Source organism: Sulfurospirillum arsenophilum NBRC 109478, from assembly GCF_000813345.1.
Taxonomy (GTDB): domain Bacteria; phylum Campylobacterota; class Campylobacteria; order Campylobacterales; family Sulfurospirillaceae; genus Sulfurospirillum; species Sulfurospirillum arsenophilum.
In genome coordinates this window covers 367,896-391,017 of sequence record NZ_BBQF01000003.1, presented here as the reverse complement: position 1 = coordinate 391,017, position 23,122 = coordinate 367,896, and the positions used below count along the sequence as shown (strand labels likewise).

Below are 23,122 nucleotides of genomic sequence, written 5' to 3'. Positions count from 1 at the left end.
ATCTAGCTTATACTCCCATCGCTTTTCCTATTTTTTTCGGTCAAACTTCACACATTCCGTTACAATAAAATCAACGATCCAGTCAACCGCTTCGTTTTCTCGCTCACCCAATAGCGTTACGTTTTTTGTGCGCGGATATGTCCAGCGTCCAAGTGTTGCGAGGGAGTATCCGCGCTCTTTTGCCTCTTCCAGTTTTGCTTTTCTCACTGCATCCCAAATGACCAGTGTGGGTTTCTCAAAAGCTGCTGCAATGTGTGATGGACCCGTATCGAACCCGACATACACATCGCATGCCCAGATCAGCGCCATCATCTCTCGTACGGTTGTGTGTTCGGGTGTGAAAAGGGGCAATGCTTTATGGTTAAATTTATCGTGTCCTACTTGAAAAAAACTCACCTTACTTTTAAGCTTTTCAATAAGAATCAACCACTTTTTTTCATACCAATCGCTCTGCTTTAAAGGAGCAGAATTGCCATACGGACAAAGCGCAACAATGGGACGAGGTAAATGGCTTAACATTTCAAGAGCCGTCTGTTTTTCTTCTTTGGTGAGGTACAAATCTCCGTGTAATTTTCGAGGTTTCAATCCCCAAGGCGCGCAGATGTTTTCGGTGATGTGACCAAGTTGAGGGAAATTATCGATCTCGCGTGCGATGTGTCGCATGATTTTCAGGTCAATCGCATCAGCGTTCACGATCTCTTTTATATAAGGATTTTCATCCAAAAGGGGATAGTGACGTTCATTTAAAGCTATGCTCTCCTCTGTGTAATAATGAGGTGCTGTTAAAATCTTAAGAGGCCTTCCAAGGCGGAGTGAAAAAGCCTCGATCAACCGTGTATAAACGACCATCGTTCCTAGTGCTGACCAACTGGGGATGGCAAGGTCACATCCGTATTTTAAGGCGTATTTTTGACTGTAATAAAAAGGCTCCGTTTTTAAAAAACGCTTTGGCATCTATGCGTCTTTGACAACAACCGGCATCATCGGGCTTAGTCCAAAGGGATCACTATAGCCGTAAGCTCTAAAATTGGAAAATTCCCCATCAAAAAATTCAGATCTGAGTTGTGCTCTCCAAGGCCTGATAGGCTTTGAATTTTCATCTTCGTAGTAAAATTCTTCTGCATTAAAAAGCTCTTGCACAACATATCGGTTAGCATCTTTGTGAAAAACTTCTTCCATGAGTTCTAATGAAGGTTGGATGTAAACGCCTTGGGTATGAAAATTGTCAATCGGTTTGAGTACTAGATGCTTTTCATCTTTGAAAGCATTGCATATCTCTTGAATGCTTTTAAACTCGCTCATTAACCGCGTCTTGAGGGTGATGCTTTTTAAAATTTCGACATCCTGCGCATCTAATCCAAAATCGCCCACTTTGAGCTGAGGCAGTAACGTCAAAAAGCGTTTATCGCCAATCGTCCAGCACCAAGGATTGGGGAAAAAGAGATCGGATGCCTTTTCATAGAGTTTCGTGTAATTCACAAAAACATCGCTATTATGTTCCCAAATGCGTGGGATGACGATGTTAAAGACACCATCAAACTCTTCATTGTCCCACATGGGTTTATTCGATGAAGAAACCTCCGCATCTTTGGCATAAACCACTTTAACGTCTATACCATGCTTGTTCAAACTCTTTTCAAGATACTTATAGTGCTCAAAGTAGTGAACGCTTAAGCCCAAATGGTTGACCGCCAAGGCAATTTTAGTACCTGAAAATCTTTGTTTGAGAAAGTTGGCTAACTTCTGCTCAAAGCCATCGGCAAAAATTTCAAAAGGGTAGTCAAAGTTTTTCGAGAAAAGTTTGGGAAAAAGCTCTACAAAGCCTATATGCCCTGGTAAAAAGAAGTTCAGTTCGATCAATTTAACCTCATCCCCATTGATGTGAAAGTCTGCACACCCCACAAAATCTTCTTTAGTTACCTCCACTTTAGGCAAAAACCATCCTCGCCTATACACACTCTCTTGATACGCTTTAGAGCTTAAAAGCTTGATGAGTGTGGGTAAAATCGTCTCTCTAATTTTTGAGGCTATGGGTGACTTTAAAAAATAAGGCGCTGTTGAGAGGCTATACAATTTCCCTGATTGCTCTTGAAACTCTTTTTGATACTGTTTATAGCGTGCTTGTGTAAAATGGTTATGGTAAAAAGCTTTATATTCGTTTTGCATTACTCTTCCAATGTTATGAAATAGGGTTTATCGTTTTTGTCTAAAAGCTTTGCTAAATCATCGCGTTTGACTTTGCCCAAGTCTGTTCGTGGGATTTTCTCTTCAAAATAGATTTTTTTGGGTATTTTGTAACTGTACAAGGGCGTTTCATCCACTTTGTATTTGGTTTTGAGCAGTTGGTATATCTCTTGGGTTAGCTGTTTTTTATCGGACGTTGTATGAGGTACTACCACTAGCCCTATTTGATGGTAAGACATTTCATCTTCAAGTGAGCAGACTCCCACATCTTTGATGCCAGCGTGCGTGAGAACAATGTTTTCCAGTTCGGTTGGGAAGATTTTCAACCCATCAATGCTGATGGTATCTTTGATGCGCCCAAGAACTTGAATCAAGCCATTCTCATGCACTTTCCCCACATCGCCACTTCGAAACCATCCATCACTAAATCCATCATCTCCTCTTCCAAGGTACCCTTTCATCACATTGGGTCCTTTGATGAGAATTTCACCTTCGCCATGCAGATTGGGATTGTCAATTTTAATCGCAACGCCAAGAGCGGGTCGACCTGTTAAATGCTCATATCCAGCATTATCTCTGCATACATTGAGGATGCAACGACTCGCTTCGGTGGAGCCATAGTAGGTACAAAAACGAAGATTGGGAAGCATGGCTAAAAGCTCCATGATGACCTCTCTTCGCATCGGTGTTACATTGGCGAGGGTGTAGTGAAGCTTCTGCCCAACGGCAGTAAATCTCGTTTTATACTCTTTTAAAATTTTCATGATAATACCTGGAGTGAGCAAGATACCCGTAATATTTTCGCGCTCAATCACATCAAACAACACCTCAAAACTCTCATCGTTCATTTGCGCATAAAACCCTGGTAAAAGACGTATGGAATTTCCCAACATCAAACACGCGTGAAAATGTCCCAAACCTCCTGTGGAACCTAAAGGCATAAAGATGACCTCTTTCTCCTTTTGTTCTCGCATCTGCGCAACATCAATAAGTGTTTGCGTTACAAAAAGAATGTTCTCTTGGGTTGTTTGCACCGCTTTGGGTGTCGAGGTTGTACCACTGGTGAACATGATATAAGCAACTTCAGATCTATCTCCACTCTTTACATGTAAAGGTTTACACTCTTGGTATTCTAGTTTATTGATAACCATACAAATGTCTAACGGCTCTTTAAAGGTAGTGCTGATAATGGCTTTGGCATCGCAATGTTTTGCGGCAAAGACAATGTACTCATTTTCCCGCTCAGGATAGATATGCACACAAATTGCACCCATATGTAAAAGTGCCATATACGCTAAAAGATGCTGACTTTTTTGCTCCAAATGCACCAGAACATGGTCACCTTTTTGGATTCCTTTTGCTTTAAAAAACGTTCCTAATTTTTGAACATCGTTGTAAAAAGAGTGGAATGTCCACTGTTTACCATCTTCTTCGATAAAAAGTGTATCGGGCGACTGTTGTGCCCACTTTTGCACATAATCAATGATTGAGGGCATCTATGTCCTTGCTTGTGTAAATTCTTGAAGTGTAAGAATCAAAGGATCAAATAGGGTAACACCTGAGAGATACTCTTGGATATCATGGGGAGCCTCTTTTTTGAGCGAATCCACAATAATGGGAAGCTCCGTACACCCTAAGAGCAATCTTTTGGCTCCATAATCTTTTAAAGCTTGGAAAACCTTAATGGCATTAAGCAGTGTTGCATGTTTGTCAAAGCGTTTCACACCTTCAATCGCTAATGCTAAATTCTTTTGATACGCAGAAAGCGCTGGGATTTTATCCATAGAATAAATAGGATGGGTGTCGCCATATATCCCCATAGAAGCTGCAAAATTGGTTTGCAGAGCAATGCATTTGAGCTTTCCAAATGCACTGCTTCTTTTTTCAACAGACTCTTTGAATGAATGAAACCGTATGGTTTTATCTTTATGAACACTGTTTTGGTAAAAATGCTTTAACACCCTTTCCATATAAGGATGCGCGCTGTTGCACAAAACAATCAAATCAATACTTTTATGTGATGGGCACTGGGGAATAGCGTGTTCGAGTGCTTCGTACAGACTCGTTACAATATCAAGATCCGAATCTCGCTTAGGAACAAAACAAGCTTGAAAAAGTGTCATAGAGTATTCATCTTCCAAAAATGACAAACACGATTTCATACCATATGCCCCAGCCATTGGTCCCATACCTCCCAAAAGAAGCAAATGCCTCTGGCATCCACCTCCTAAGGGAATATACGTTAGTAACCCTGAGCTAAAACATTGATCGGCAAGGTCTTTATTTACCTGCTTTAACTGCTCTGCCTCGTGATGGAGTCGGTCAATATAAACATCTAAATAGCTCACAATCTCTTCTGAATTATTGAATAATGTTGTATTAAATGCTAAAGTTGGGCATTGAGACATTAAAGTACTCATCGCTATCAATCTTTACCAAATTTTTTTGATATGGCTTCAAAAGCAACTAAAATCAAGTCAATATAGGTATTGATAACCTCCGTTATCAACTCTTTTGTTATTTTCTCACCCGAAGCATCTTCGTATTTTTGAATGGAATTAAGAACGGCTAAAAAGTGATGAATTTCTGTCTCATACTGGTTATGCACATCGATATAACGTATAGCATCTTCCAATGCATTACCCTCTAAGTTGTAAAAGTTCTCCATACTGTATTTGAACGTTTGGTAACTGTACGCATACTCAGCATGATTGTAAAATTCAGAGACCATATTGATGCACAAGGCATAAGGAATGGTGTTTAAAAGCATACTGCGATAAACCCACCCTGAAAAGGCATTTGCCTCTTTGGTATCGTAACAGCTTAGTTTCCACTCATCATTCTTGAGCATCGCATAGGCAAACTCATCGTACAATCTGCCATGTGAAATCGCATCAAATCCAAGACCTAAATCTTCATGGCTCGTACTAGAGTTAAACGCTGAAGCTTCTAAATAATCCAGTTTTTGAGCAGGATTTTTACACTCAAAACCTAACGTATTCAGTCTGCAAGAAAGCCCATAAATAGGGAGCATCTTTAAGTGAGTGGCTTTCCAACCATTGAGAAAAAAACTCAGTGTTTTATTGGGATATTTTTTAGAGCATACTTTTCTAAAAATGGCTTCTATTGTGGTGAAGCTCTCTTTTTTGCTGGACATCGTCATTGCAATCGCCTCTTTGATAATGCTCGGTGGTAGCATATCTATCACATCTTGCATTGTCTCTAACATTGACCTTTTAACCAAAAGACTCATTCTAACCCCTTATGTTAATGTAATAAATTCCATCAATTTCAACAACTCTTCTCTTTACATGTAAAGACTTCTTCTCATACACTGTAAAAATTATAAATCATTCGCGTCACAGTTTGCGTCACAGCTTTTATTTTTAGTGACGTTAACTGTGACGCCCTTCTTGTAGGATTGTTGTATCCCAATTTTAAAGGAGAGAACATGGTATACATCAACAAAAATGGTGCATTAACGCAGCTTAAAGCGTTAGTGCGAGAAGATGCACATCCACACAACAATGAATCCTTGGAACCTACGCAAGAGAGGGCATTAGGGCTCTTTCAAAAAAGGCTTTTTTTAGAAGAGATCATTGAAGAAAGTATCTCCTTTAATAAAAAGTTGGCATGGAACAATGAGCAAAAAATACTCAAACTCACCACCACAGCAGAAGAGCTCATTAAAGTTTTTACATTACGCAGTGAGGTCTATGCGACAAAAGGGTATCAGCGTGAATTTAAAGATGAAATTGAAGGGCTCAATTTTGATACCTACGATACACACTCTGCTATTTTTTACTACCAAAGTGAACAAGAGATAAGTGGCTCCATTCGGCTTATTTTTGATGAGAAGCATTTTCTTCCCACCGAAAAAAATGTTTCATTGGACTATTTAAGAGAACATAAACTGGTGGAGTTGTCGAGGCAAGTGGTCAAGCAGAGTGATAAAGGGTTAGGGTTGGAGTTTAAGAATTTTTACAAGGGTATCTATGAGCTTGCGCTCCAAAATCCAGAGAAGGTCAATCTCATTTTAGCCGCCATTACCAGTGACCATTATAATTTGTACGCTAAATTTGGCGGTATGAAAATCGAAAAAGAGCTAGACGCTTATGGCAATCTTGATAAAGCTATTTTGGTGCTTTCATGGGACATGAGGCAGGTGTCTGACTTCTTCAAAAAATGCTTTTTAAGATAGCCTAGGAAACGGGGGTGAGTTTACACCCCACAAAGGGAATCGTCTCAATGATTTTGTATTCTAATTTGGCTCTGGTTCTGTAGATAAGTGTTCGAAGTGTACTTCTACTGATAGGACTATTGGGCCAAATGAAATACTCTAATTCTGTAAATGAGATGACTTTCCCTTTGGCTTCAATCAATATTTTTAAGAGTAAATTTTCATTGATACTGAGTTTAATAGGAATATTGTTGTAAAAAAGTTGCTCACCGTTAAGATCATAACTATAATTAAATCCCAAAAAAGTGAGGCGCATATCTGCAATAGCATTTTCCGTCATCGTTTTTTTATGCAAGCCAAGCAATATGGTTGATTTCAACTCTTCGCGTTTAAAAGGCTTAATTAAATAACCAATAGGATTGGTTTTAACAGCTCTACTAATGGTGTCATCATCGGCATAGGCGGTCAAATAGATGATAGGAATATTTGCAATTTTTTGAATCTCTTCAGCCGTTTCGATGCCATCTTTGCTATGGTTTAAGTGTATATCCATGATGATAATATCGGGTCTATTTTTCTTAATGCAAGCTATAGCATCGTCCGCATTGGTAACGCATGCAATCACTTCGTGCCCCAATTTGACCAGAGCATTTTTAATATCCAGTGCAACGATCGATTCATCTTCAACAATCAACAGTTTTGTTTTAATCATGCGCACTCCATGTAATTTCTACGTTAACACCTTGACTTGAATCGACACTGATCTTTCCTTTGAGTTGCTGGACTGTGAGTGTTTCAACCAAAACCAACCCTAATGAGTGAGACGTTTGCTCTTGAACGTACCCTATACCATCATCATAAACACGTAGATGATACTGCTCGTTGACTTTGTTCAAAAAAATGTGAATACTGCCCTTCCCATTGGGGAAAGCGTATTTAAAAGCATTGGTCATCAGCTCATTGAGAATCAGTCCGCAATACATTGCTTGATCGATTTTCAGATCGGTTTTAATATCAAAATGAATGGCGATATCTTTTTCATAGCTCTCCTCCAACTCTTCCATCAGAAGCGAAAAATAGTCGTATGTGTTTACATGTAAAATGGTCTCTTGTTTGTATAAAAGATCATGGAGATGGCTCATAGCATTGATTCTGTTGTACACCGTTTGGAGAATATCTTGCAATTTTTCATCGCTTATTTCATCTTTTTGCAAACGCACAAGCGAGACAATCATCTGCATGTTGTTCTTCACTCTGTGGTTTAGCTCTTTAAGCAGTAACTCTTTTTCATCAAGCGCAACATTGAGGTTTTTTGTTTTTTCGATGACTTTAAGCTCTAGGCGTTGTTGTTCATTTTTTTGCTGATGAATTAGTGTTTCATTGGCAATCTCTTTATCTTTTTGAAGCTGTTTAATTCTATCGGCTAAGGCGATGGAAAAGATAAGTGCTTCTAAGACAATGCAGAGTTCAACAAAATAACGCACGTGTTCATATATATTAAAAATACCTGCACTGGAGAGGAACATAAAGAAAAATGCTACCAAAATCGTAATCCACCCAAAGAGAATAAAATAGGCCTGTCTGTTTTTCTTCAAGGCCGCATAAATGGCTACGATGAAAAGATAAACCAAAAGGGAGATAAAAAAGATATTGCGATACGGATGCAATGCATTGGTTAAGAGCGTCGTCATGAGAAAAAGAGAAAAGACAATGAGGTAGATGTTGAGTATTTTATTGAGCAATGGATACTGTTTAATGCGTAAAAAAGAGCGTGAAAAAAAGGCTAGAGCAGCTATAGGAAAAGCGACAATGAAAGGCGATAAGCCAATGAGGCGTATAACCCACTCTTGATTTAAAAGGTAAATATTGGCAATTCCCACGTAAATGCCATGATGCACCATAACGCCAACGATGTAGAGAACATAGTAAAGATAACTGACATCTTTCGTAAAGAAAAAGAGAAAAAGATTGTAGATGGCAAGAATGCTGATGGCTCCAAAAAAGAGTGCCAAACAGAGTTGATGCACGATCTCTTTTTCATAAAAACGCTCACTCTCCCATAGATTTAACTTAACGATAAGCGCCGTAATATACGAATGTACTTTAAGATAATACGTTTTAGATTCATGCGGTGAAAGCGAAATCCTAAAAATAGGGTTGATCGTTTTACGATCACTGTCAATATGAAAAAGACCCTCTTTAAGAGGATTTTGGTGGAGAGGTTCATAAAATTGGATTTCGGATGTAATCGTATTATCATATTCAAGAATCTTCTCAAGGACTTCATCCGTTGCATTGGTGAGTGTAAATTTCACCCACACATCAAAGCTTGGAGCATAGCCAAAACCCAGAAGCTTTTTCTCATTTGCACTCCATGCAATCTCTTTTTTTTCAAAATCATCCATCGTTAAAGAGTGCGTTTGATCGATATAAATTTCACTGTGCGGAAGAAGGTCGTAAAAAGGAGTTTTAGCATCAATGGTTAAGGAGCTACTCGCATACATCAGTGATGAAAAAAGCATTAAAATAATGAATCGAAGAGATAACATCCCTTAAAAGCCTTTCGTGTCATGATGATCGTATGAGTGCTGTGGATAAATGCTCAAAACAAGGAAGCATTTTTACTTTACATGTAAAGCTTTATCACTTCTCTTTATGCTCTATTCTAGCGAATTTTAGCCCTCAGTCGTATATCGGAAAAAAGTGTCCTTACATGAAGTAAAAAAGATTCTTTTGAGAATTTTTTATTTATTTTATAGGGAAGAGAGGAGTATACTTAACAACTGTACTTAGGTACATTGAGTATTCGCTTTGAGGAGATAGCACAGATGCAAGAGCCTTTACATACGATTATTACCATTAGCCGTCAAATTGGAAGTGGTGGAGCCTACATTGGACAAAAATTAGCAAAAAAACTCGACATCGGCTATGTTGATCGAGAGATTATAGCGCAAGCAGCCAAAGCGTTTTCGATTCAAGAAGATGACCTTGAATCCATCGATGAAAAAACGCCCTCTTTTTGGCAATCCTTCTTTCAATCGACCATCTGTAGCCCCGATGTTTATCTTCCACCCCAGCTCTTTGTTCCAACCGAAGAGGCAATTTTTAAAGTCGAGTCAGAAATTATTCAACGCATTGCTAAAAACCGCTCTGCTGTCATTATAGGCAGGTGTGGTTCGCACATTTTACGTGACAACCCAAATCATCTGAGTGTTTTTTTATACGCAGATACTAAGTTTCGCAAAAAACGTATAGAAGAACTTTACAAAGTTTCAGGAAAAGAAGCAGAGAAAATGATCGAGCAAAGCGATGGTGAGCGAGCGCGCTATCATCAGCTTTTAGTAGAAAAAACATGGAGCGATGCAACACAATATAATCTTTGCATCAACACCTCTAAAATGGGGATCGATAACACAATAGAGTTAATTAGCGAAACAATGAAACGCTACCAAAACCGCTAAAAGAGGACTTATGCCTCTTTTGGTTTTGGTTTACGTGTTCGTTTTGGCTTAGTCACTTCAGTAGGCGTTGTAGTCTCTTGCGCCACTTTGGCACTGCTTTTTTTAGACGGCTGATAGAGCATATGATGCCACAGTGAAAAACCCACAAGCGCCACACCTGCACCAATATGAAGATTTTTCATAATCTTAGACTTCATTCCAAAAGAAGTACCAACCACAATCGCCATCGAAGCGGTCATACCGATCTTAGCAACCTCTTTTTTCGTATCTAAGTCCCATTTTTTAAAGCTTGGTAGTTTTAGCTCTTTTTTTATCAAATTTACGTTTTGCATTTTTTCCTGTCTCATACGTTAAAGCCAAGGTTAAAACCGCGGCAATTCCAAGGGGAAAGAGAAGAGGCATAAATATCCTTTATGATATAAGTTATCATAATTATAAAACCTCTCCCCTAAGACTCTGCTTAGCTTTTCTCAATACGAATTTTTTGCATGGAATTGAGTAATAATCCAATCGTCGTTCCATTGTGCAAGAAGGCTGTTTTAACAGGGCTGAGCAAGCCCACAGCCGCTCCTATCAATATAAAACTGTTAATCCCAACGGTCGCATTAAAATTGCTCTGAATACGTGCCATCGTTTTATTCGCTAAGACTTTAGCTTCAACAACCGCTTCGATGTCATCTTTGAGCAGACTAATGTCAGCTGTTGCTTTGGCGATGTCAGCGCCTTTGTACATGCTTATGCCTACATTGGCATTCATGAGTGCGGGTGCGTCATTGATGCCATCACCTACAAACGCAACATGTTTTCCACTCTCTTTGAGCGCTTGCACGATGCTGGATTTATCGGTTGGTAAAAGTCTTGCGTACACCGTGTCAATGCCAAGCTCTTTGGCTAAAGCTTGGGCTTTATCTTCCACATCGCCTGTCAGCATCACGATCTCTTTAGCCCCTAAAGAACGTAGTTTTAAAAGAGCTTCTTTGGCATTTTCACGCACGCGATCCACCATACCAATCGTGCCTAAAAGCTTGTTGTTATACGCGATGTACAACAAAATCTTGCCATTTTCCAAACACTTCTCGATTTTGGCTTCATGCTCGCTAAAGGAGACTTGCTCATCTTCTTCTAAAAAGTGGCGACTTCCGATGATTGCCTCTTTACCGTTGATTTGGGTGCGAACACCGTGCGCTACGATAAACTCAACCTCTTCATGATGCATATGCACAAAACCACGCTCTTTGGCCGCTTTTACGACCGCTTCAGCGACAGGATGAAAGTAGTGCTCTTCGGCACTGGCCGTTAGATTTAAAATTGCATCTTCACTCCATGCTTTATCAAATGAGCAAATCTCTACCACTTCAAGCTCACCATGGGTCAATGTGCCTGTCTTATCGAAAATAAAGGTATCAACAAGGGAAAGGGCTTCAAGCGCTTTGGCCCCTTTGATCAAAATGCCATGATGTCCTGCAATAGAGAGTGAATTTTTAAACGCAACCGGTGTAGCGAGTTTGAGCGCACACGAGTAATCCGCTTGTAAAACTGCCGCAACACTTGCCATATCACGTCTGATAAGATACGAAAGTCCTGCCATTCCTAAGGTAATAGGAACCAACTTATCGGCTAAACGTGTCGCTTTAAGACCAATGGAGGACTTTTCATCCAGTGAGCTTTTGATGTAGTGCCTGATACGCTGTGTTGCGGTGTCATCACCAACTTGTTCAGCCCAGATGCGAATGCGCCCTGCTTCAACCACCGTACCAGATATTACCCGTCCACCGCGCTCTTTTTTCACAGGTTCCGCTTCGCCTGTCATCGAAACTTGATTGATCGAAGCTGTTCCATCGATAATATGCCCATCAATGGGAATCGTATCGCCTGAACCGACAATGATGATGTCACCGACTTTAACGTCTGAAGTACGGATGCGTTCTTCTGTAATTTTTCCATCCACTTCGACTTCAATCCACGCCTCTTCGACATTGGGTTTAGCAAGCTCTTTGATAAGATCATCACTTTTATGAACGGTGGTCTCTTCAATGTATTCACCAATTTCAAGCATCAAATTCGTACTATTGGCCGCTGTGTAATCACGGCGCGCTAAAGAAACACCCACCGCCATCGCTTCAAGTACTTTTGAGGTTAAACCTTCGCTGAAAAGCTCAATGGTTCCCTCTTTGAGTAAAGGAATACTCGCAAGTGTACTCACGGCTAATTTAAGATTGGGCTGAGGAATGAATGGCTGAACTGCCAATGCTATACCTGAGCGTACAATGCCTTTTACACTTGGTTTTTCATCGCGGTCATTAAAACACGCATTGATGGTAGTATCACACATTTGATACGGCGTAATGTTAAGTTCTTGAAGGTGTTTTAAAAGAACTTCTGCATTCAACTCATCGCCTTCAAAAACGACTGAACCAATTTTAGCATTGATGCGAACTTCGCTCACGCCCTCAATTTTTTTAAGATCAGCTGCGAGACTATGGGTATTGATATACCTAAGCGCATGGCTCACATAGCGCAATCGCTGGGGCGTTTGGTGAATCAGGCGTGTTTTATGCATGAAAAATTACGCTTCTTTAGCCGCTAACTCAGCTTTAGCATCTTCAAAACGCTCTTTCATCTCTTCAATGCCCGCTTGAAACATCTCAGACCCTTTTGCAATGGTTTTGAAAAGATTTTTTTGTGCTTTTTCGTTGGTGAGCAAATACGCTCCTACAGCACCAATGAGTGCGCCAATGACGAACTGTTTCGTGTTAAATGCGCCCAAAAGATGCTCAGGATTGGTTAACATACTGCCTTCGTTTTTTATCTCGTTTGCAGGTTCTGATCCAATGTAAGGATTTTTATCCAGTGAGTTTAATAGTTCCATTATTTTGCGTCCTCTTCAATCGTTTCTGCATCAACTGCTTTATGATCGTATGTTTTAGAATAAAGTTTTTCAATCCCATAAATACCTGCAATTCCAACAGAGAGTGAACCTAAAAGTCCTAACCAACTGTTACGCCCAAGTGCATTAGCCGCGGCAATAGCACTTCCAGTAGCAATGCCACCTTGAACAGCAAGCTTTAGGCTCTGCTTAATGGCTTCTTCTTTAGAGAGTTCAGCTTGTTTATATTTGGTATAAGAGAGTGCGGTTGCTACCATACCCGCTGCCAAGGCTCCACTCACAATATTTCCTGTTACACTACGAGGTGTGCCTGTATTGATCGTTATTTTTGGCGTCATTGTCCCTCCTCTTTTGTTTTTACATGTAAAGCTTTTTTCGACTTCATACACTCAATGGTTCCATCGACACTTTTCTTCACTTCTTCCGCAACCTCTTTGGCTTTGCATACACCTTGTTCAAAACCCTCTTTTAGCTCTTTTTTCTTGCTAAATGCGATAACAGCAGCAGCTCCTGCAAGCGCTCCTACAATAAATGGTAACATCGTTTTCTCCTTGGATTGATCTTTAAAAGTTTACGCTTCTTCATGTTCGTCTTTGTTCTCTTCTGGTTGAACCATACCACCTAAAACACCTGCGCCCACAACGCCTAAAAGTGCCCCTGCTACAAAGGAAAAATTAGAGCTTAAAAGCTTAGTGATCTCCTCTTGGTTGATTTCACCTTTGGCAATTTTTTGTGCCATTTGGCTAAATTCGCCCCATTGTCCCATCATGCCTTCCAATGCCGCCATTGGGTTAGCTTCTGCTGTATTTTTTGGCGAAGCATACGAGATTACAGCATTTCTAAATGCAGGCAAATGGTTGTTAAAAGAAGCTGCTTGGAGTCTGTAAAACAAGTCTTGCACTTCAGCATAATCTTTTACATGTAAAAGAAGTTCATCGTAGCATTGAATATTTTGAATCTCAGCAGCAACGCCCAGTTCGCAACATTCACGAAGTGTTTTTGGAATGCTGATGTGCTCTGGAACAGTACGAACAAGTATGATTTCATGCGCCGTTGCAACAGCGACAAGTGCATCTTGATGGGTCTGTTCGGCTTGAATGATGTTCATAAAAGGAAAAACAGCACCAAATTTTTCAATAACAGCACTGTAGGTTTCATAGGCCTTGACTTCATCATCAAATGCGTGCTGCAAGGCCTCTTTTAAACTTGAAATGGCAGTGACTTTTTGAGTCGTTTTCATATCAGACGATCTCCTTTGCAAGTTTCTCGATAATGGTGATAATTTCATCCGATTCTTTACCCGCAACTAAATTTTCCCATAAGTGATGCGGGAAAATAGCGTGGTCATATTCGACGGTTAAAGAGCCAATAATTTTGTTGATCTTAATCGATTTGATTCCATGAATACGAGCAGGCAAGGCTTCAATGTCTTCAACACCCACATGATGCTTGTGCTCTTTTATCTTGGGGCTTACACGCAAACGAATGCGCCCCTTAATATGATGAACAATGGAAAAATAACCTCCAAGTTCAATGAGTTTTTCTGCCGTAACGTTCATAATTATCCTTTTGTAGTTACATTGTAAAGTGGATAGAATAAAGATTGGCTTAATATTTTTTAAGAATTATTATCAGTTTGAAATATCTCAATTTTTTCTTCTTGGCATTTTTCACACAACCCATACAATGTCAGTGTATGATGTGTTCCTTTAAAATGATGTGAGGCGAGGATTTCTTCTTGTTCTTCTTCGATGGCAGCGTGGCAAAAACGAGTGATCCCACCGCATTGAAGGCAGACCAAATGGTCGTGATGAACAGCGCGTTTGAGCTTGTATTTTTTTATTTTACTGGGGGATCCAAGCACGGTACTGACCACATCTAAGCTTTCAAAAAATGTCAAAATCTTATAAATAGTTGCCAACGAGATATGTATTTGGTTTTCATTGCATAGTTTTACATGTATCTGCTCAGCACTGAGATACGTGTCGCACAAAAATAATGCACGAATCAGAGATTCGCGTTTGCTAGAGTAACGAATCCCTGATTCTTGCATTAAGCGTTCAAAATGGGTGTAAAAATGTTCAAAGGAAGAAGAACAAAAATTCTCTTGCTCTTCTTCTAAAGGCGTGTTAGACAAACACTTTCCTTAAAACTTATACGCTATATGTGCTTTGAATGCATCGTAGCTATCAGCATCATTGTCATTTTTGACATTAGCATAAAGCACAGAGGCCTCAAGGTTTTTGATGATCTCATAGCCAACAGAGAAGTTAAACTCTTTCTCTTTTAGTTTTCTATCGACATCACCATTGTAGTATTTAGTTTGACCGTAAATTGTCTCAAACTTTACACCTTCAATCTCATAAGAAGCTGATATATAAGGAGTTTGAGCATCTGCGTCTATCATATGGTTGTGCTCTTCAAAAGGGAGTTGATCTCCAAAAGTACCAAGCCCTGCCATACCATCTTTATCAACTTTGATATACCCCAACGCTAATTTCGCACCAAAGAGTTCAACACCTTGTTCGAGTTGTGTAAAAGCACCGTCTTTAGTATCTGCAACATCACTGTTAATGGTGACATAGTGTGCCATGGTAATGGTTTTAACCTCTTCACTTGGCTCTAGCGTAAGCGTTGCTTTTAAACCATAAGCATTCAGCAGATTATCCCCATGATAGAGATAAGGGTTGAGTTCGAGAGCTTCAATTGGTGTATATTTGGCGTCCAACATATAAACACCCTTATTCCCATTGATTTTGCCAAATGATTCTGAGATTTCATCAATATCAACGACAGAATATTTACGTGCCCAAGCAAGGTTTAATACAAGGTTTTCGACTGCACTAATCTCAGCTGTCGCACCATCAATATAATCCGCTAACCAATTAAAATCAGCTTTTTGGCGACCAAGGATGACTTTGCCCATGCCTTCATGTTCGATTTTCACATAAGCTTGAGAAAGGACCCCGTGATCGGCTATATTACTTTTATAATCGTCATCGTTTTTTTCACTCGTTTTAGCACTGCCCCAACCCGAAACGCCTAAACTCACACCATGGAGTGGCGCTGTTTCAAAGCCAACATTTAAATAGCCATTTGAAAAACCACTGTTTGGTGTGTCACCTTTTACATTGATATGTTGCCCGAACCAGCCCACGGTTCCTGTAATTTCACCTTGGGTGAAAACCTCTTCTAAATTCGTCGCCTCTGCGGCAAAACCAATAGAACTCCCTAAAATAAGTGCCGCAACAATGCGTGAGTAACCCAATTTCATCCACAATCTCCTTTTTTATTATTGATAATTGTTATCGTATAATAGAGTAAAAGAGCTTAATGTTTTATAACATGATACTTATTATCAATAATTACATTTGCAATGCGGGCTTCTTATAATGATATATGCGGTATCCTCCAACGATAAAAAAGAGGGCTATAAAACTTAAACAAAGCGTTGTCATCGTGCGAAATGCCCGCTCTTTTTGTGACACAGCTACTTTTTTAAAGCCTCCGCGTGGAGGTGGCCCCTCTTCTACGACATCTTGGTCACCCACATACAGATACACCCAATAAGACTCCTGCGGAATCTTTACATGTAAAGCTCTATTCCCCTCCAAAAATGCTTCTTCAAGTACGCGTTTATCAATCATAGAGATAAGTGCAATTTTATTGCCTTCTAGTTTTTTACCCGAACCTTTCATCTTACCCTCAATGCTCATCTTGTCGTTTTCAAGAGGTGTGAGTATGAGGTTTATTCCTTCAATTTTATGCGCAAAGAGATGTGTGGCAAGCATTAAAATGAGCCAAAACTTAGTAACCATTAAAGACTCCTTTGCGCTCATACCGATAAAAGAGCTCTTTTTTCTCCACCCACTTTGCCATATAAAACAACACAATACTGCTTAGAATAAAAGCAATATCCATATAAAAAAGTGTCCAAGCTTTTTGATGAAAACTTTGCCAAATGAAAAAGCCACTTTTTAACCCGTGAAAGAGTACGGAAAGCAGCAAAAACCATGCAGCACTTCCTAACATAAGGCGAATGATCTTGACAATGGAGCGTTCATAGACCGTGTAAAAGAGCCAAAATGACCAAAAGGCATAAAAAGCTCCCCTGATCCAAATCTCTTTATCGAACAGCTCGTAAGCTACAACCCAATGCAAAAAAGGTACAAGCGCACTGGAGGGAATAATACCAATGAGTATGGCAATGCTCACACGATTGGTCAGATCACCAAGAAATCCTTGTTGGTGCAGTTTTTTCTCTGCCCACAACAGATAACCACTCGCCAATGAAATGGCTAAAACAGCGCCAAAGAGAGCGAGTACCACACGTAACCCCAGTGTTTCATCGGGTACAAAATGCAAGAAATAAAACACAGAGAGTGTTCTGCTGATGCCGTGCGTTTGCTCTAATGTTTTGTGCTCCACCACAGCGCCACTGCTCGCATCCAGCGTAATGCTCGGGCGATTTGTGCGCCCGCTTTGTGCTACATTCTCCTTATCAAAGCCTCTAAAACGCACTTTTGCCCCTTCTTTACCGTAATGGTAAAGCGTTGCATTGGTAATAGAAAGTTGCGGGTAGTGCTCTTGTGCTAAGGTTTGCAGTGTTGAAAAAGGAAGCATCTGCTTTTTGGTTTGTACACTTTGGTATTTTGGCTGTGCAAAGAGAATGGGAGCAACGAGTTGACGCATATTGCTGATATTTCCATGCGTCATACTCCATGCAAATGGCTGTGAAGAAGAGAGCATCAAGCCTAAAAAAGATCCCGTGAGTGCGAATACAAGGGCGTAAGGAATGACTCCTAGTCCTGTAATTTTATGCCAAGAAAGCCATGTTTGCCTCCAACCAGCCTTAGGCAAAGCCATATGTTTTCGCTTTTGACAGTAAAGCCAAAAGCCTCCAAAAGTAAGAAACAAAATACCAATACTCATAGCACCCATAAGTGGCATACCGATGAGTGGAATCACAATGCCCGTATGCAGTTCATTAAAAAACGTCGAGATGAGATTTTCCTCTTTGGCAACTTTTAGAACCTCATTGCTTAGAGGGTTGATGTAGAGGCTATTTTGCGCTTCAGAGGAGATCTTAAGCAGCGGATCACGAAAGCTTGGAAACATCATCTCCACAGGCTTATCGCCGATAAAATGGTACTTTTCCAACACCTCATCTAAGAGAGAATCGATGTTAAACGCATGGTTTTCATGTGGGACAAAATGGCGGGATGGCGACTCCCAGACTTTAAGGTAAGGCATAAAAAACGTCAGCGTTCCAAAGTACGTACTCATGTAAAACAGGAAAAGAACGAGCAAACCAATGATGGTGTGTGAACGGTAAAGGTATTTGTAAATGAGTGATCGCTCAAGCATATGCACTCCTAAAAATAAGCGATGATACAGGCATTCAAAAATACCATCAGTGCGATTTTTACCATTACATGTAAAAGAGTTTTTGAAAACAGTAGCCAAAAGCCAAAGCAACAAATCAGTAGCGGTGTGAGAAGCATGGAGGGAAGAAGACGCATGGCAGCGTCTCCTTTTAATACTAAAGTCACACTCATGCCACCAAGGTAGGCTAATAAAAAAGCGCCTACAAGTGTTAGAACTCCATGCGCCCAACCAATAGTTGTTTTAGGCTCATGCAAAAAGCGATAGAGTTTAAGAAAAGCATTCATGCTTAAAATTCATATGAGAATGAGAGCTTGATGTTTCGACCTGGCTCATAGTCCGATGCACTTGCCCAACTACCAAGGTAATAATAAGCTGTGTTGATAGAGGTGTGTGCCACATAGGTTTTATCAAAGATATTATCAACACCTGCAATCAGTGTTAATCCTTTAACACTCTGCGGTTTCCACTTCACCGCAATGTCATGGACGTTATACGACTCTTTTTCCAAATAGCGCGTGGTTGAAGTGGATGCTGGACGGTCATCAAGATCAAACGCAAACAATGAATCCCAACTTAGCGTTAAATTTTTAGCAAACGCATAATCCAATCCAACAGAAAGGCTATCACCTGGTTGCTCATCCAAGGGTTCAGCTGATGATTTAAATTTTGAATCTGAGTGTGCATAGGTAATAAGCGCGTTAAAAGCACCTTTTTGGAAGCCAACACTGGTTTCAAATCCTCGAAGCTCCAACTCTCCGCCATTGGTAAGCACACTTGTGCTTGGGTTTGAAACGATGTAATCGTCAATGTCTGTATTAAAATATTTGAAACTAAAACCAAGCGCATCCACACCCATGGTATTTTTTACTTGGTATTTAAAGCCTACTTCTTTGTTAATTCCTGTTTCGGATTTGAGGTTGGAATTTGAAAGTGCGCTGGTTCGTGTGGAGGCTAAAACATCAACCATCTCAGCGCCTTTATAGAGTGTTGTGGCACTCGCTAGTAACGTTAAATTGTCATTGACAGCATACTCAGCCGCCAAGCCATAGGTCATTTCATCATCATTGATATTGGCAAAAATACCATCAAGCTCATAATGGTTATAACGAATTCCAGGCGTTAAGGTTAGTCCATTACTAAAAGAGAGTGCATCTTCGACATAGAGCGCACCTGTTTTTGCTTCTTCGTCATCGCCATATTTTGCACCCTTCCATTTTACTTTACTGGTTTGCTCATCATACAAGCCACCATAGGTAAAGGTGTTATTCACGCCACCAAGCAGTACGGTAGATTGTGCTTTCATGTTGATACCTTTTGTCTCTACCGTACCATCAAGTTGTCCTTCGGTTTGGGCAACACCGTTTAAAGGCGGGCGAACAGCGGTAACACCATTGAGCTTTTCGTAGCGCTCAAGCTTATTTTCATTACTGTAAATCGTCGTTTGAAGCAGAAGTGCATCCCCAAGATCGATTTCATGTTTCAGGCTGATCGTCTCTCTGGTATATTCGGTTGGGAAGATGTATTTTCCTGTTCGTGCTTCATTGTAACCGCGACCAAAGTTAGGGCGTGGAGAGTAATCACCCTCATCTTTAAGCCTGTCGTAGGAGAAAACGATGCGCTGAACATCGCTAATGTCATAGCCTAATTTAATCAGTGTATTGCCAATGTCACCTTCAGCACCCAACGTTTCAAGCCCATTGCCATCTTCCCAGTTACTGTTGTTGACATAATGGTGGTAGAGTAAAAGATCGACTTTATCGGTTATTTTTCCAAAAGCGGAAACAGAGCTACCGTAACTGTCATTGGTATTGTAATTGCCTTGGACGCGACCACCATACTCTTTACCATCTCTTAAAAGATCTTTCGCATCTTTGGTTTCAAATGCAACCGAGCCACCAAGGCTACCACTCACTACCGAGTTGGTGCCCACTTGAATGTCTGCTTTTTTTAAAATATCAGGGTTGATCAGCAAATTTCCAATGTGATGGAACATGTTGGCATTTTGTACTTTGGCACCATCTAGGGTAATGTCTAAGTTTTCATCTTGGAGACCACGAATATTGATACGGTTATTAATCGAATGCGTTCCACCCACATCGACACCGGGAAGATCACGCAAAAGGTCACTGAGATGATCGGCTTGTTTGGTCTCTATCGCACTGCTTCCGACATTGATGGAAGAGCTGGTGACTTGAGTCTCCCACACTTCAACTGTTTCTAGTTTTTGATCATCAGCTATCACAACGCTGGTTAAAAGGGCAGTTGCGACCAATGATAACCCTAAACTCTTTTTAATTCCTCTTTGAAAAGCCATTTTTGGATTCCTTTATTCTCTTTTTAAATGATATTTGTTATCATAGTCAAAAGAAATCATATCAAAATCTCATTTAGAGGAAAATAGAGCAAATGCGTAAAAAAAATGAAGATATTAAAATTTTAGTTGTCGAAGATGAAACTATTTTAGCATTGCAACTCAAAATGAATCTGCAAAAATTTGGCTATGCCATCAGTGGAGTTGAAGTAACCGCTGATGATGCGATGCGGCATGTGGATACGCACTTACCTGACATGGTACTGTTAGACATCCATCTAAAAGGCGAAAAAAGTGGAACGGATGCGGGGCGTTACATCTGGCAAAACCACCGTATACCTATTGTTTATCTCACATCGTATTGCGATAACACCACGCTTAAAATGGCGATGGAGTCAGAACCTTATGGTTATCTCTCTAAACCTTTTCGCCCTAATGATCTTAAAGCAACACTCCAAGCGGCATGGTATAAACACTCCTACTTTCACCCCACGTTAGAACTGACTCGCACCACAACCCCTCACATCGATCTACCTTGCGGGTATAGGTTTGATCGTACCAGTGGTGTGCTTACCTATAAAAATGAAAGTGTCAAACTCACAGGAAATGAGATCAAACTCTTCCAAATTTTAAGCGAATCCGCTGGAAATACGGTCAGTTTTGAGCATATCAGCGCCTACATCTGGAGAGAAGAGTACAACGATCTCTCGAAGCTTAGAAACCTTGTGTATCGGCTTCGTCAAAAAATAGATGCGCCTTTATTGGAAAATATTTTTGAGGCAGGGTATCGTTTGAATGTCTAAATACCAAAGTATCTTCCGCACCCTCTCACTCTCAGCAAAATTTGCACTCTCTTTGAGTGCCATTGTGCTGTGTATCCTTGTGGTGATGATGTCAATTGTTATTCCCACATGGCAAAATGAACGTTTGCAGAGCGAAACCGATACCATTGATAGACTTCTATCCAACATGGAAAATCAAGTTTTGCTCACCATTCATGTCAACTCTCTTTACAACGCCTCGTATTGGGAAAAGATGAATTTAGAGATGCAAAACAGACTGCACGAGCTTTTAGACGCGTACAGAGAACACCCTAACAAAGAGAAGCAAACGCTCATTACACTGTTAGAAAAACACTTTTCAAACTTTACATGTAATGCCCTTTTGATGCAAAACAATCAAGTCATTTACGGTACAAAAGGGCTTTTAGATAGCGCCACACCGTTTTTTTCAACCCTCTTCCCTCAGTATGAGCAATGGAGCGTGTACGATAAAACACAGCGCATCAACATCTGTCCCGCAAGCGATAAAGAGTACCTCTACTTAAAAGCCGTGCCTCAAAGCAACTATAACATTGCCCTCTTCTGCCACACGCAAGAGTTTTTAAAAAGCCGCAGTGAATTTGAAGCCACCATCGGCTCTATGCTCAAACAGAGTTTTCAAAACATCAAAAACGAAAGTACAGGTTTTGCCTACATGATGTGGATCGATGGAAGTGAAAGGCAATGTGACCACAATACGACGTTTCGTAAAAGCCACGATGAGAGCGCAAAAATGTTCAATACCGCCTGCTGTGTTAGTGAATCCTCCCCCACCGATCAACCCCTTACGGGAAGTCTAAAAACATCGGACTACCTAAGCGCGGCAAAAGAAGGAAAGCCCATTCATCATCTTTTACCCAAAGTGGACGACCCCAGTGGGAAGCTTTACCCAGCTCTGACATGGGTGCGGTACTTTAAAGGAAGCAGAGAGTACCCCTTTATCTTCGCGGCAAGCCTCTACGAAGAGGAAATTTACCGCGATCTTGATCCGATCATTATGAAGTTTTTACCTGCCATTCTTATTGCTATTTTTTCAGCATTTGGGTTGGGATGGTTACTCTTTAGAGGCTTTACATGTAAAATAGACCGCCTCTTAAGTGTTGCGAAAACCATCAAAAATGGTAATCTTCAAGAGCGAAGTCGCATAGCGGGCGATGATGACATTAGCTTGCTTGCTCAAACGTTTGATCTCATGCTCGATTCACTGCAAGAGAACATTCAAACACTCGATGCCAAAGTCGCTAAACGCACGTTAGAGTTGGAGCAACTTCTCAGTGAAAAAGAGGTGCTTTTAAAAGAGATTCATCACCGTGTGAAAAACAACCTCTCCATCATCATAGCGCTCATGCAACTCAAAGAGCATCAAGCCAAGACGGAAGAGGCACAAGCGCTGTTACTGGAACTTCAAGAGCGCATCTATGCGATTGAACTCCTGCATCGCCAACTCTACCAATCCACCAATCTCATCGATATTTCGTTGGATGTTTATGTGGAGGGACTCATCGAAAATATGCGCCAAACGTACGCTACACAAGAGGCGCATATTGTTTTACATGTAAAGATTGAACCTATGACACTTGGCATTGAACAAGCGCTCTCGTGCGGGCTTTTGATTAACGAATGTGTTACCAACGCCATCAAACACGCCTTTGATAAAAAAGGTGGAGAAATTCACATCACCTTTACATGTAAAGAACATCACTGCTTACTGGAAATTCACGATACAGGCAAAGGTTTAGGAAAAGCATTTTCACTCAAAGAGCACACCACTCTTGGCATGCAACTCATAGAGGGCATTGTCATCAACCAATTGCAAGGCGAAATCACCTATGAAAGCAGACACGGCGCACACTTTTTCTTTCGGTTTAACAAAGAATCTACCGTGTAAAC

The 23,122-nt window shown here is 40.5% G+C and carries 24 protein-coding genes; 4 read left to right on the top strand and 20 right to left on the bottom strand.

Annotation, left to right across the window (positions count from 1 at the left end; genetic code table 11):
* Positions 1-27: 27 nt before the first annotated feature.
* From SAR02S_RS09545 to SAR02S_RS09525, 5 genes are read right to left on the bottom strand one after another with little or no spacing between them, the layout of a single operon-like run.
* Positions 28-954, bottom strand: coding sequence for a glycosyltransferase family 9 protein (locus tag SAR02S_RS09545; protein ID WP_041959142.1), 927 nt, complete (start codon positions 952-954; stop codon positions 28-30).
* The gene (locus tag SAR02S_RS09540) at positions 955-2,166 is read right to left on the bottom strand and encodes a hypothetical protein (protein WP_041959140.1); all 1,212 of its coding nucleotides are present in this window, start codon (positions 2,164-2,166) and stop codon (positions 955-957) included. It lies immediately after the preceding gene.
* Positions 2,166-3,680 (bottom strand): class I adenylate-forming enzyme family protein, encoded by a 1,515-nt coding sequence (locus tag SAR02S_RS09535; protein ID WP_041959138.1) that lies wholly within the window; start codon positions 3,678-3,680, stop codon positions 2,166-2,168. Before SAR02S_RS09535 ends, SAR02S_RS09540 begins: the two co-directional genes overlap by 1 nt.
* The gene (locus SAR02S_RS09530; RefSeq protein WP_041959136.1) at positions 3,681-4,604 is read right to left on the bottom strand and encodes an aspartate/glutamate racemase family protein; all 924 of its coding nucleotides are present in this window, start codon (positions 4,602-4,604) and stop codon (positions 3,681-3,683) included. It abuts the gene before it with no gap.
* 5 nt (positions 4,605-4,609) lie between these two features.
* Positions 4,610-5,437: a hypothetical protein gene (locus SAR02S_RS09525; protein ID WP_041959134.1), complete on the bottom strand. Its 828-nt coding sequence runs from the start codon at positions 5,435-5,437 to the stop codon at positions 4,610-4,612.
* 198 nt (positions 5,438-5,635) lie between these two features.
* Between SAR02S_RS09525 and SAR02S_RS09520 the strand changes: the two genes are divergently transcribed.
* On the top strand, positions 5,636-6,385 hold the full coding sequence (locus SAR02S_RS09520; protein WP_041959132.1) for an N-acyl amino acid synthase FeeM domain-containing protein: 750 nt from the start codon (positions 5,636-5,638) through the stop codon (positions 6,383-6,385).
* A gap of 1 nt (position 6,386) precedes the next feature.
* On the opposite strand, the gene SAR02S_RS09515 is transcribed toward SAR02S_RS09520, so the two are convergent.
* The gene (locus SAR02S_RS09515) at positions 6,387-7,076 is read right to left on the bottom strand and encodes a response regulator (protein ID WP_041959130.1); all 690 of its coding nucleotides are present in this window, start codon (positions 7,074-7,076) and stop codon (positions 6,387-6,389) included.
* Positions 7,069-8,913 carry a 7TM diverse intracellular signaling domain-containing protein gene (locus tag SAR02S_RS09510; RefSeq protein WP_041959127.1) on the bottom strand — a complete coding sequence of 615 codons (1,845 nt, stop codon included), beginning with the start codon at positions 8,911-8,913 and terminating at the stop codon, positions 7,069-7,071. Before SAR02S_RS09510 ends, SAR02S_RS09515 begins: the two co-directional genes overlap by 8 nt.
* A gap of 279 nt (positions 8,914-9,192) precedes the next feature.
* On the opposite strand from SAR02S_RS09510, the gene SAR02S_RS09505 reads away from it, so the two are divergent.
* A complete protein-coding gene (locus tag SAR02S_RS09505) occupies positions 9,193-9,825 on the top strand; it encodes a cytidylate kinase-like family protein (protein ID WP_041959125.1) in 633 nt (210 codons plus the stop codon).
* Between the two features lie 8 nt (positions 9,826-9,833).
* Here SAR02S_RS09505 and SAR02S_RS09500 read toward each other — a convergent pair whose 3' ends face one another.
* The 13 genes from SAR02S_RS09500 to SAR02S_RS09440 all read right to left on the bottom strand — a co-directional run bounded on the left by SAR02S_RS09500 (position 9,834) and on the right by SAR02S_RS09440 (position 20,414).
* A complete protein-coding gene (locus SAR02S_RS09500; RefSeq protein ID WP_232294031.1) occupies positions 9,834-10,157 on the bottom strand; it encodes a hypothetical protein in 324 nt (107 codons plus the stop codon).
* A 128-nt stretch (positions 10,158-10,285) separates the two neighbouring features.
* Complete coding sequence (locus tag SAR02S_RS09495; RefSeq protein WP_041959123.1) at positions 10,286-12,385, bottom strand: heavy metal translocating P-type ATPase; 2,100 nt, start codon at positions 12,383-12,385, stop codon at positions 10,286-10,288.
* Positions 12,386-12,391: 6 nt separating this feature from the next.
* Positions 12,392-12,694, bottom strand: coding sequence for a YtxH domain-containing protein (locus SAR02S_RS09490; protein ID WP_052433594.1), 303 nt, complete (start codon positions 12,692-12,694; stop codon positions 12,392-12,394).
* Positions 12,694-13,050 carry a magnetosome protein MamC family protein gene (locus tag SAR02S_RS09485; RefSeq protein WP_041959121.1) on the bottom strand — a complete coding sequence of 119 codons (357 nt, stop codon included), beginning with the start codon at positions 13,048-13,050 and terminating at the stop codon, positions 12,694-12,696. The genes SAR02S_RS09490 and SAR02S_RS09485 overlap by 1 nt, the downstream gene beginning before the upstream one ends.
* A complete protein-coding gene (locus SAR02S_RS09480) occupies positions 13,047-13,253 on the bottom strand; it encodes a hypothetical protein (RefSeq protein WP_041959119.1) in 207 nt (68 codons plus the stop codon). Before SAR02S_RS09480 ends, SAR02S_RS09485 begins: the two co-directional genes overlap by 4 nt.
* A 30-nt stretch (positions 13,254-13,283) precedes the next feature.
* Positions 13,284-13,952, bottom strand: a complete 669-nt coding sequence (locus SAR02S_RS09475; protein ID WP_041959117.1) for a ferritin-like domain-containing protein — start codon at positions 13,950-13,952, stop codon at positions 13,284-13,286.
* A gap of 1 nt (position 13,953) precedes the next feature.
* A complete protein-coding gene (locus tag SAR02S_RS09470) occupies positions 13,954-14,271 on the bottom strand; it encodes an HMA2 domain-containing protein (protein WP_041959115.1) in 318 nt (105 codons plus the stop codon).
* Positions 14,272-14,330: 59 nt separating this feature from the next.
* On the bottom strand, positions 14,331-14,849 hold the full coding sequence (locus SAR02S_RS09465; protein ID WP_041959113.1) for a Fur family transcriptional regulator: 519 nt from the start codon (positions 14,847-14,849) through the stop codon (positions 14,331-14,333).
* Positions 14,850-14,858: 9 nt separating this feature from the next.
* Positions 14,859-15,986 (bottom strand): Opr family porin, encoded by a 1,128-nt coding sequence (locus SAR02S_RS09460; protein ID WP_041959111.1) that lies wholly within the window; start codon positions 15,984-15,986, stop codon positions 14,859-14,861.
* A gap of 91 nt (positions 15,987-16,077) precedes the next feature.
* A complete protein-coding gene (locus SAR02S_RS09455; protein ID WP_041959109.1) occupies positions 16,078-16,530 on the bottom strand; it encodes a hypothetical protein in 453 nt (150 codons plus the stop codon).
* A complete protein-coding gene (locus SAR02S_RS09450) occupies positions 16,520-18,079 on the bottom strand; it encodes a PepSY-associated TM helix domain-containing protein (RefSeq protein ID WP_041959107.1) in 1,560 nt (519 codons plus the stop codon). Before SAR02S_RS09450 ends, SAR02S_RS09455 begins: the two co-directional genes overlap by 11 nt.
* A gap of 8 nt (positions 18,080-18,087) precedes the next feature.
* Positions 18,088-18,384, bottom strand: coding sequence for a hypothetical protein (locus tag SAR02S_RS09445; protein ID WP_041959105.1), 297 nt, complete (start codon positions 18,382-18,384; stop codon positions 18,088-18,090).
* Between the two features lie 2 nt (positions 18,385-18,386).
* Entirely contained in the window at positions 18,387-20,414 is a 2,028-nt protein-coding gene (locus tag SAR02S_RS09440; RefSeq protein WP_041959103.1) for a TonB-dependent receptor domain-containing protein, read from the bottom strand.
* Positions 20,415-20,506: 92 nt separating this feature from the next.
* Between SAR02S_RS09440 and SAR02S_RS09435 the strand changes: the two genes are divergently transcribed.
* Together SAR02S_RS09435 and SAR02S_RS13265 are read left to right on the top strand one after the other, a co-directional pair.
* Positions 20,507-21,214, top strand: a complete 708-nt coding sequence (locus SAR02S_RS09435) for a response regulator (RefSeq protein WP_041959101.1) — start codon at positions 20,507-20,509, stop codon at positions 21,212-21,214.
* Complete coding sequence (locus tag SAR02S_RS13265) at positions 21,207-23,120, top strand: histidine kinase dimerization/phosphoacceptor domain -containing protein (RefSeq protein ID WP_052433593.1); 1,914 nt, start codon at positions 21,207-21,209, stop codon at positions 23,118-23,120. The genes SAR02S_RS09435 and SAR02S_RS13265 overlap by 8 nt, the downstream gene beginning before the upstream one ends.
* The last annotated feature ends 2 nt before the right edge of the window (positions 23,121-23,122 follow it).

Coding starts and splice junctions, on each gene's coding strand:
- SAR02S_RS09545 (WP_041959142.1), bottom strand. CDS start 954: ATGCCAAAGCGTTTTTTAAAAACGGAGCCTTTTTATTACAGTCAAAAA.
- SAR02S_RS09540 (WP_041959140.1), bottom strand. CDS start 2,166: ATGCAAAACGAATATAAAGCTTTTTACCATAACCATTTTACACAAGCA.
- SAR02S_RS09535 (WP_041959138.1), bottom strand. CDS start 3,680: ATGCCCTCAATCATTGATTATGTGCAAAAGTGGGCACAACAGTCGCCC.
- SAR02S_RS09530 (WP_041959136.1), bottom strand. CDS start 4,604: ATGAGTACTTTAATGTCTCAATGCCCAACTTTAGCATTTAATACAACA.
- SAR02S_RS09525 (WP_041959134.1), bottom strand. CDS start 5,437: ATGAGTCTTTTGGTTAAAAGGTCAATGTTAGAGACAATGCAAGATGTG.
- SAR02S_RS09520 (WP_041959132.1), top strand. CDS start 5,636: ATGGTATACATCAACAAAAATGGTGCATTAACGCAGCTTAAAGCGTTA.
- SAR02S_RS09515 (WP_041959130.1), bottom strand. CDS start 7,076: ATGATTAAAACAAAACTGTTGATTGTTGAAGATGAATCGATCGTTGCA.
- SAR02S_RS09510 (WP_041959127.1), bottom strand. CDS start 8,913: ATGTTATCTCTTCGATTCATTATTTTAATGCTTTTTTCATCACTGATG.
- SAR02S_RS09505 (WP_041959125.1), top strand. CDS start 9,193: ATGCAAGAGCCTTTACATACGATTATTACCATTAGCCGTCAAATTGGA.
- SAR02S_RS09500 (WP_232294031.1), bottom strand. CDS start 10,157: ATGCAAAACGTAAATTTGATAAAAAAAGAGCTAAAACTACCAAGCTTT.
- SAR02S_RS09495 (WP_041959123.1), bottom strand. CDS start 12,385: ATGCATAAAACACGCCTGATTCACCAAACGCCCCAGCGATTGCGCTAT.
- SAR02S_RS09490 (WP_052433594.1), bottom strand. CDS start 12,694: ATGGAACTATTAAACTCACTGGATAAAAATCCTTACATTGGATCAGAA.
- SAR02S_RS09485 (WP_041959121.1), bottom strand. CDS start 13,050: ATGACGCCAAAAATAACGATCAATACAGGCACACCTCGTAGTGTAACA.
- SAR02S_RS09480 (WP_041959119.1), bottom strand. CDS start 13,253: ATGTTACCATTTATTGTAGGAGCGCTTGCAGGAGCTGCTGCTGTTATC.
- SAR02S_RS09475 (WP_041959117.1), bottom strand. CDS start 13,952: ATGAAAACGACTCAAAAAGTCACTGCCATTTCAAGTTTAAAAGAGGCC.
- SAR02S_RS09470 (WP_041959115.1), bottom strand. CDS start 14,271: ATGAACGTTACGGCAGAAAAACTCATTGAACTTGGAGGTTATTTTTCC.
- SAR02S_RS09460 (WP_041959111.1), bottom strand. CDS start 15,986: ATGAAATTGGGTTACTCACGCATTGTTGCGGCACTTATTTTAGGGAGT.
- SAR02S_RS09455 (WP_041959109.1), bottom strand. CDS start 16,530: ATGGTTACTAAGTTTTGGCTCATTTTAATGCTTGCCACACATCTCTTT.
- SAR02S_RS09450 (WP_041959107.1), bottom strand. CDS start 18,079: ATGCTTGAGCGATCACTCATTTACAAATACCTTTACCGTTCACACACC.
- SAR02S_RS09445 (WP_041959105.1), bottom strand. CDS start 18,384: ATGAATGCTTTTCTTAAACTCTATCGCTTTTTGCATGAGCCTAAAACA.
- SAR02S_RS09440 (WP_041959103.1), bottom strand. CDS start 20,414: ATGGCTTTTCAAAGAGGAATTAAAAAGAGTTTAGGGTTATCATTGGTC.
- SAR02S_RS09435 (WP_041959101.1), top strand. CDS start 20,507: ATGCGTAAAAAAAATGAAGATATTAAAATTTTAGTTGTCGAAGATGAA.
- SAR02S_RS13265 (WP_052433593.1), top strand. CDS start 21,207: ATGTCTAAATACCAAAGTATCTTCCGCACCCTCTCACTCTCAGCAAAA.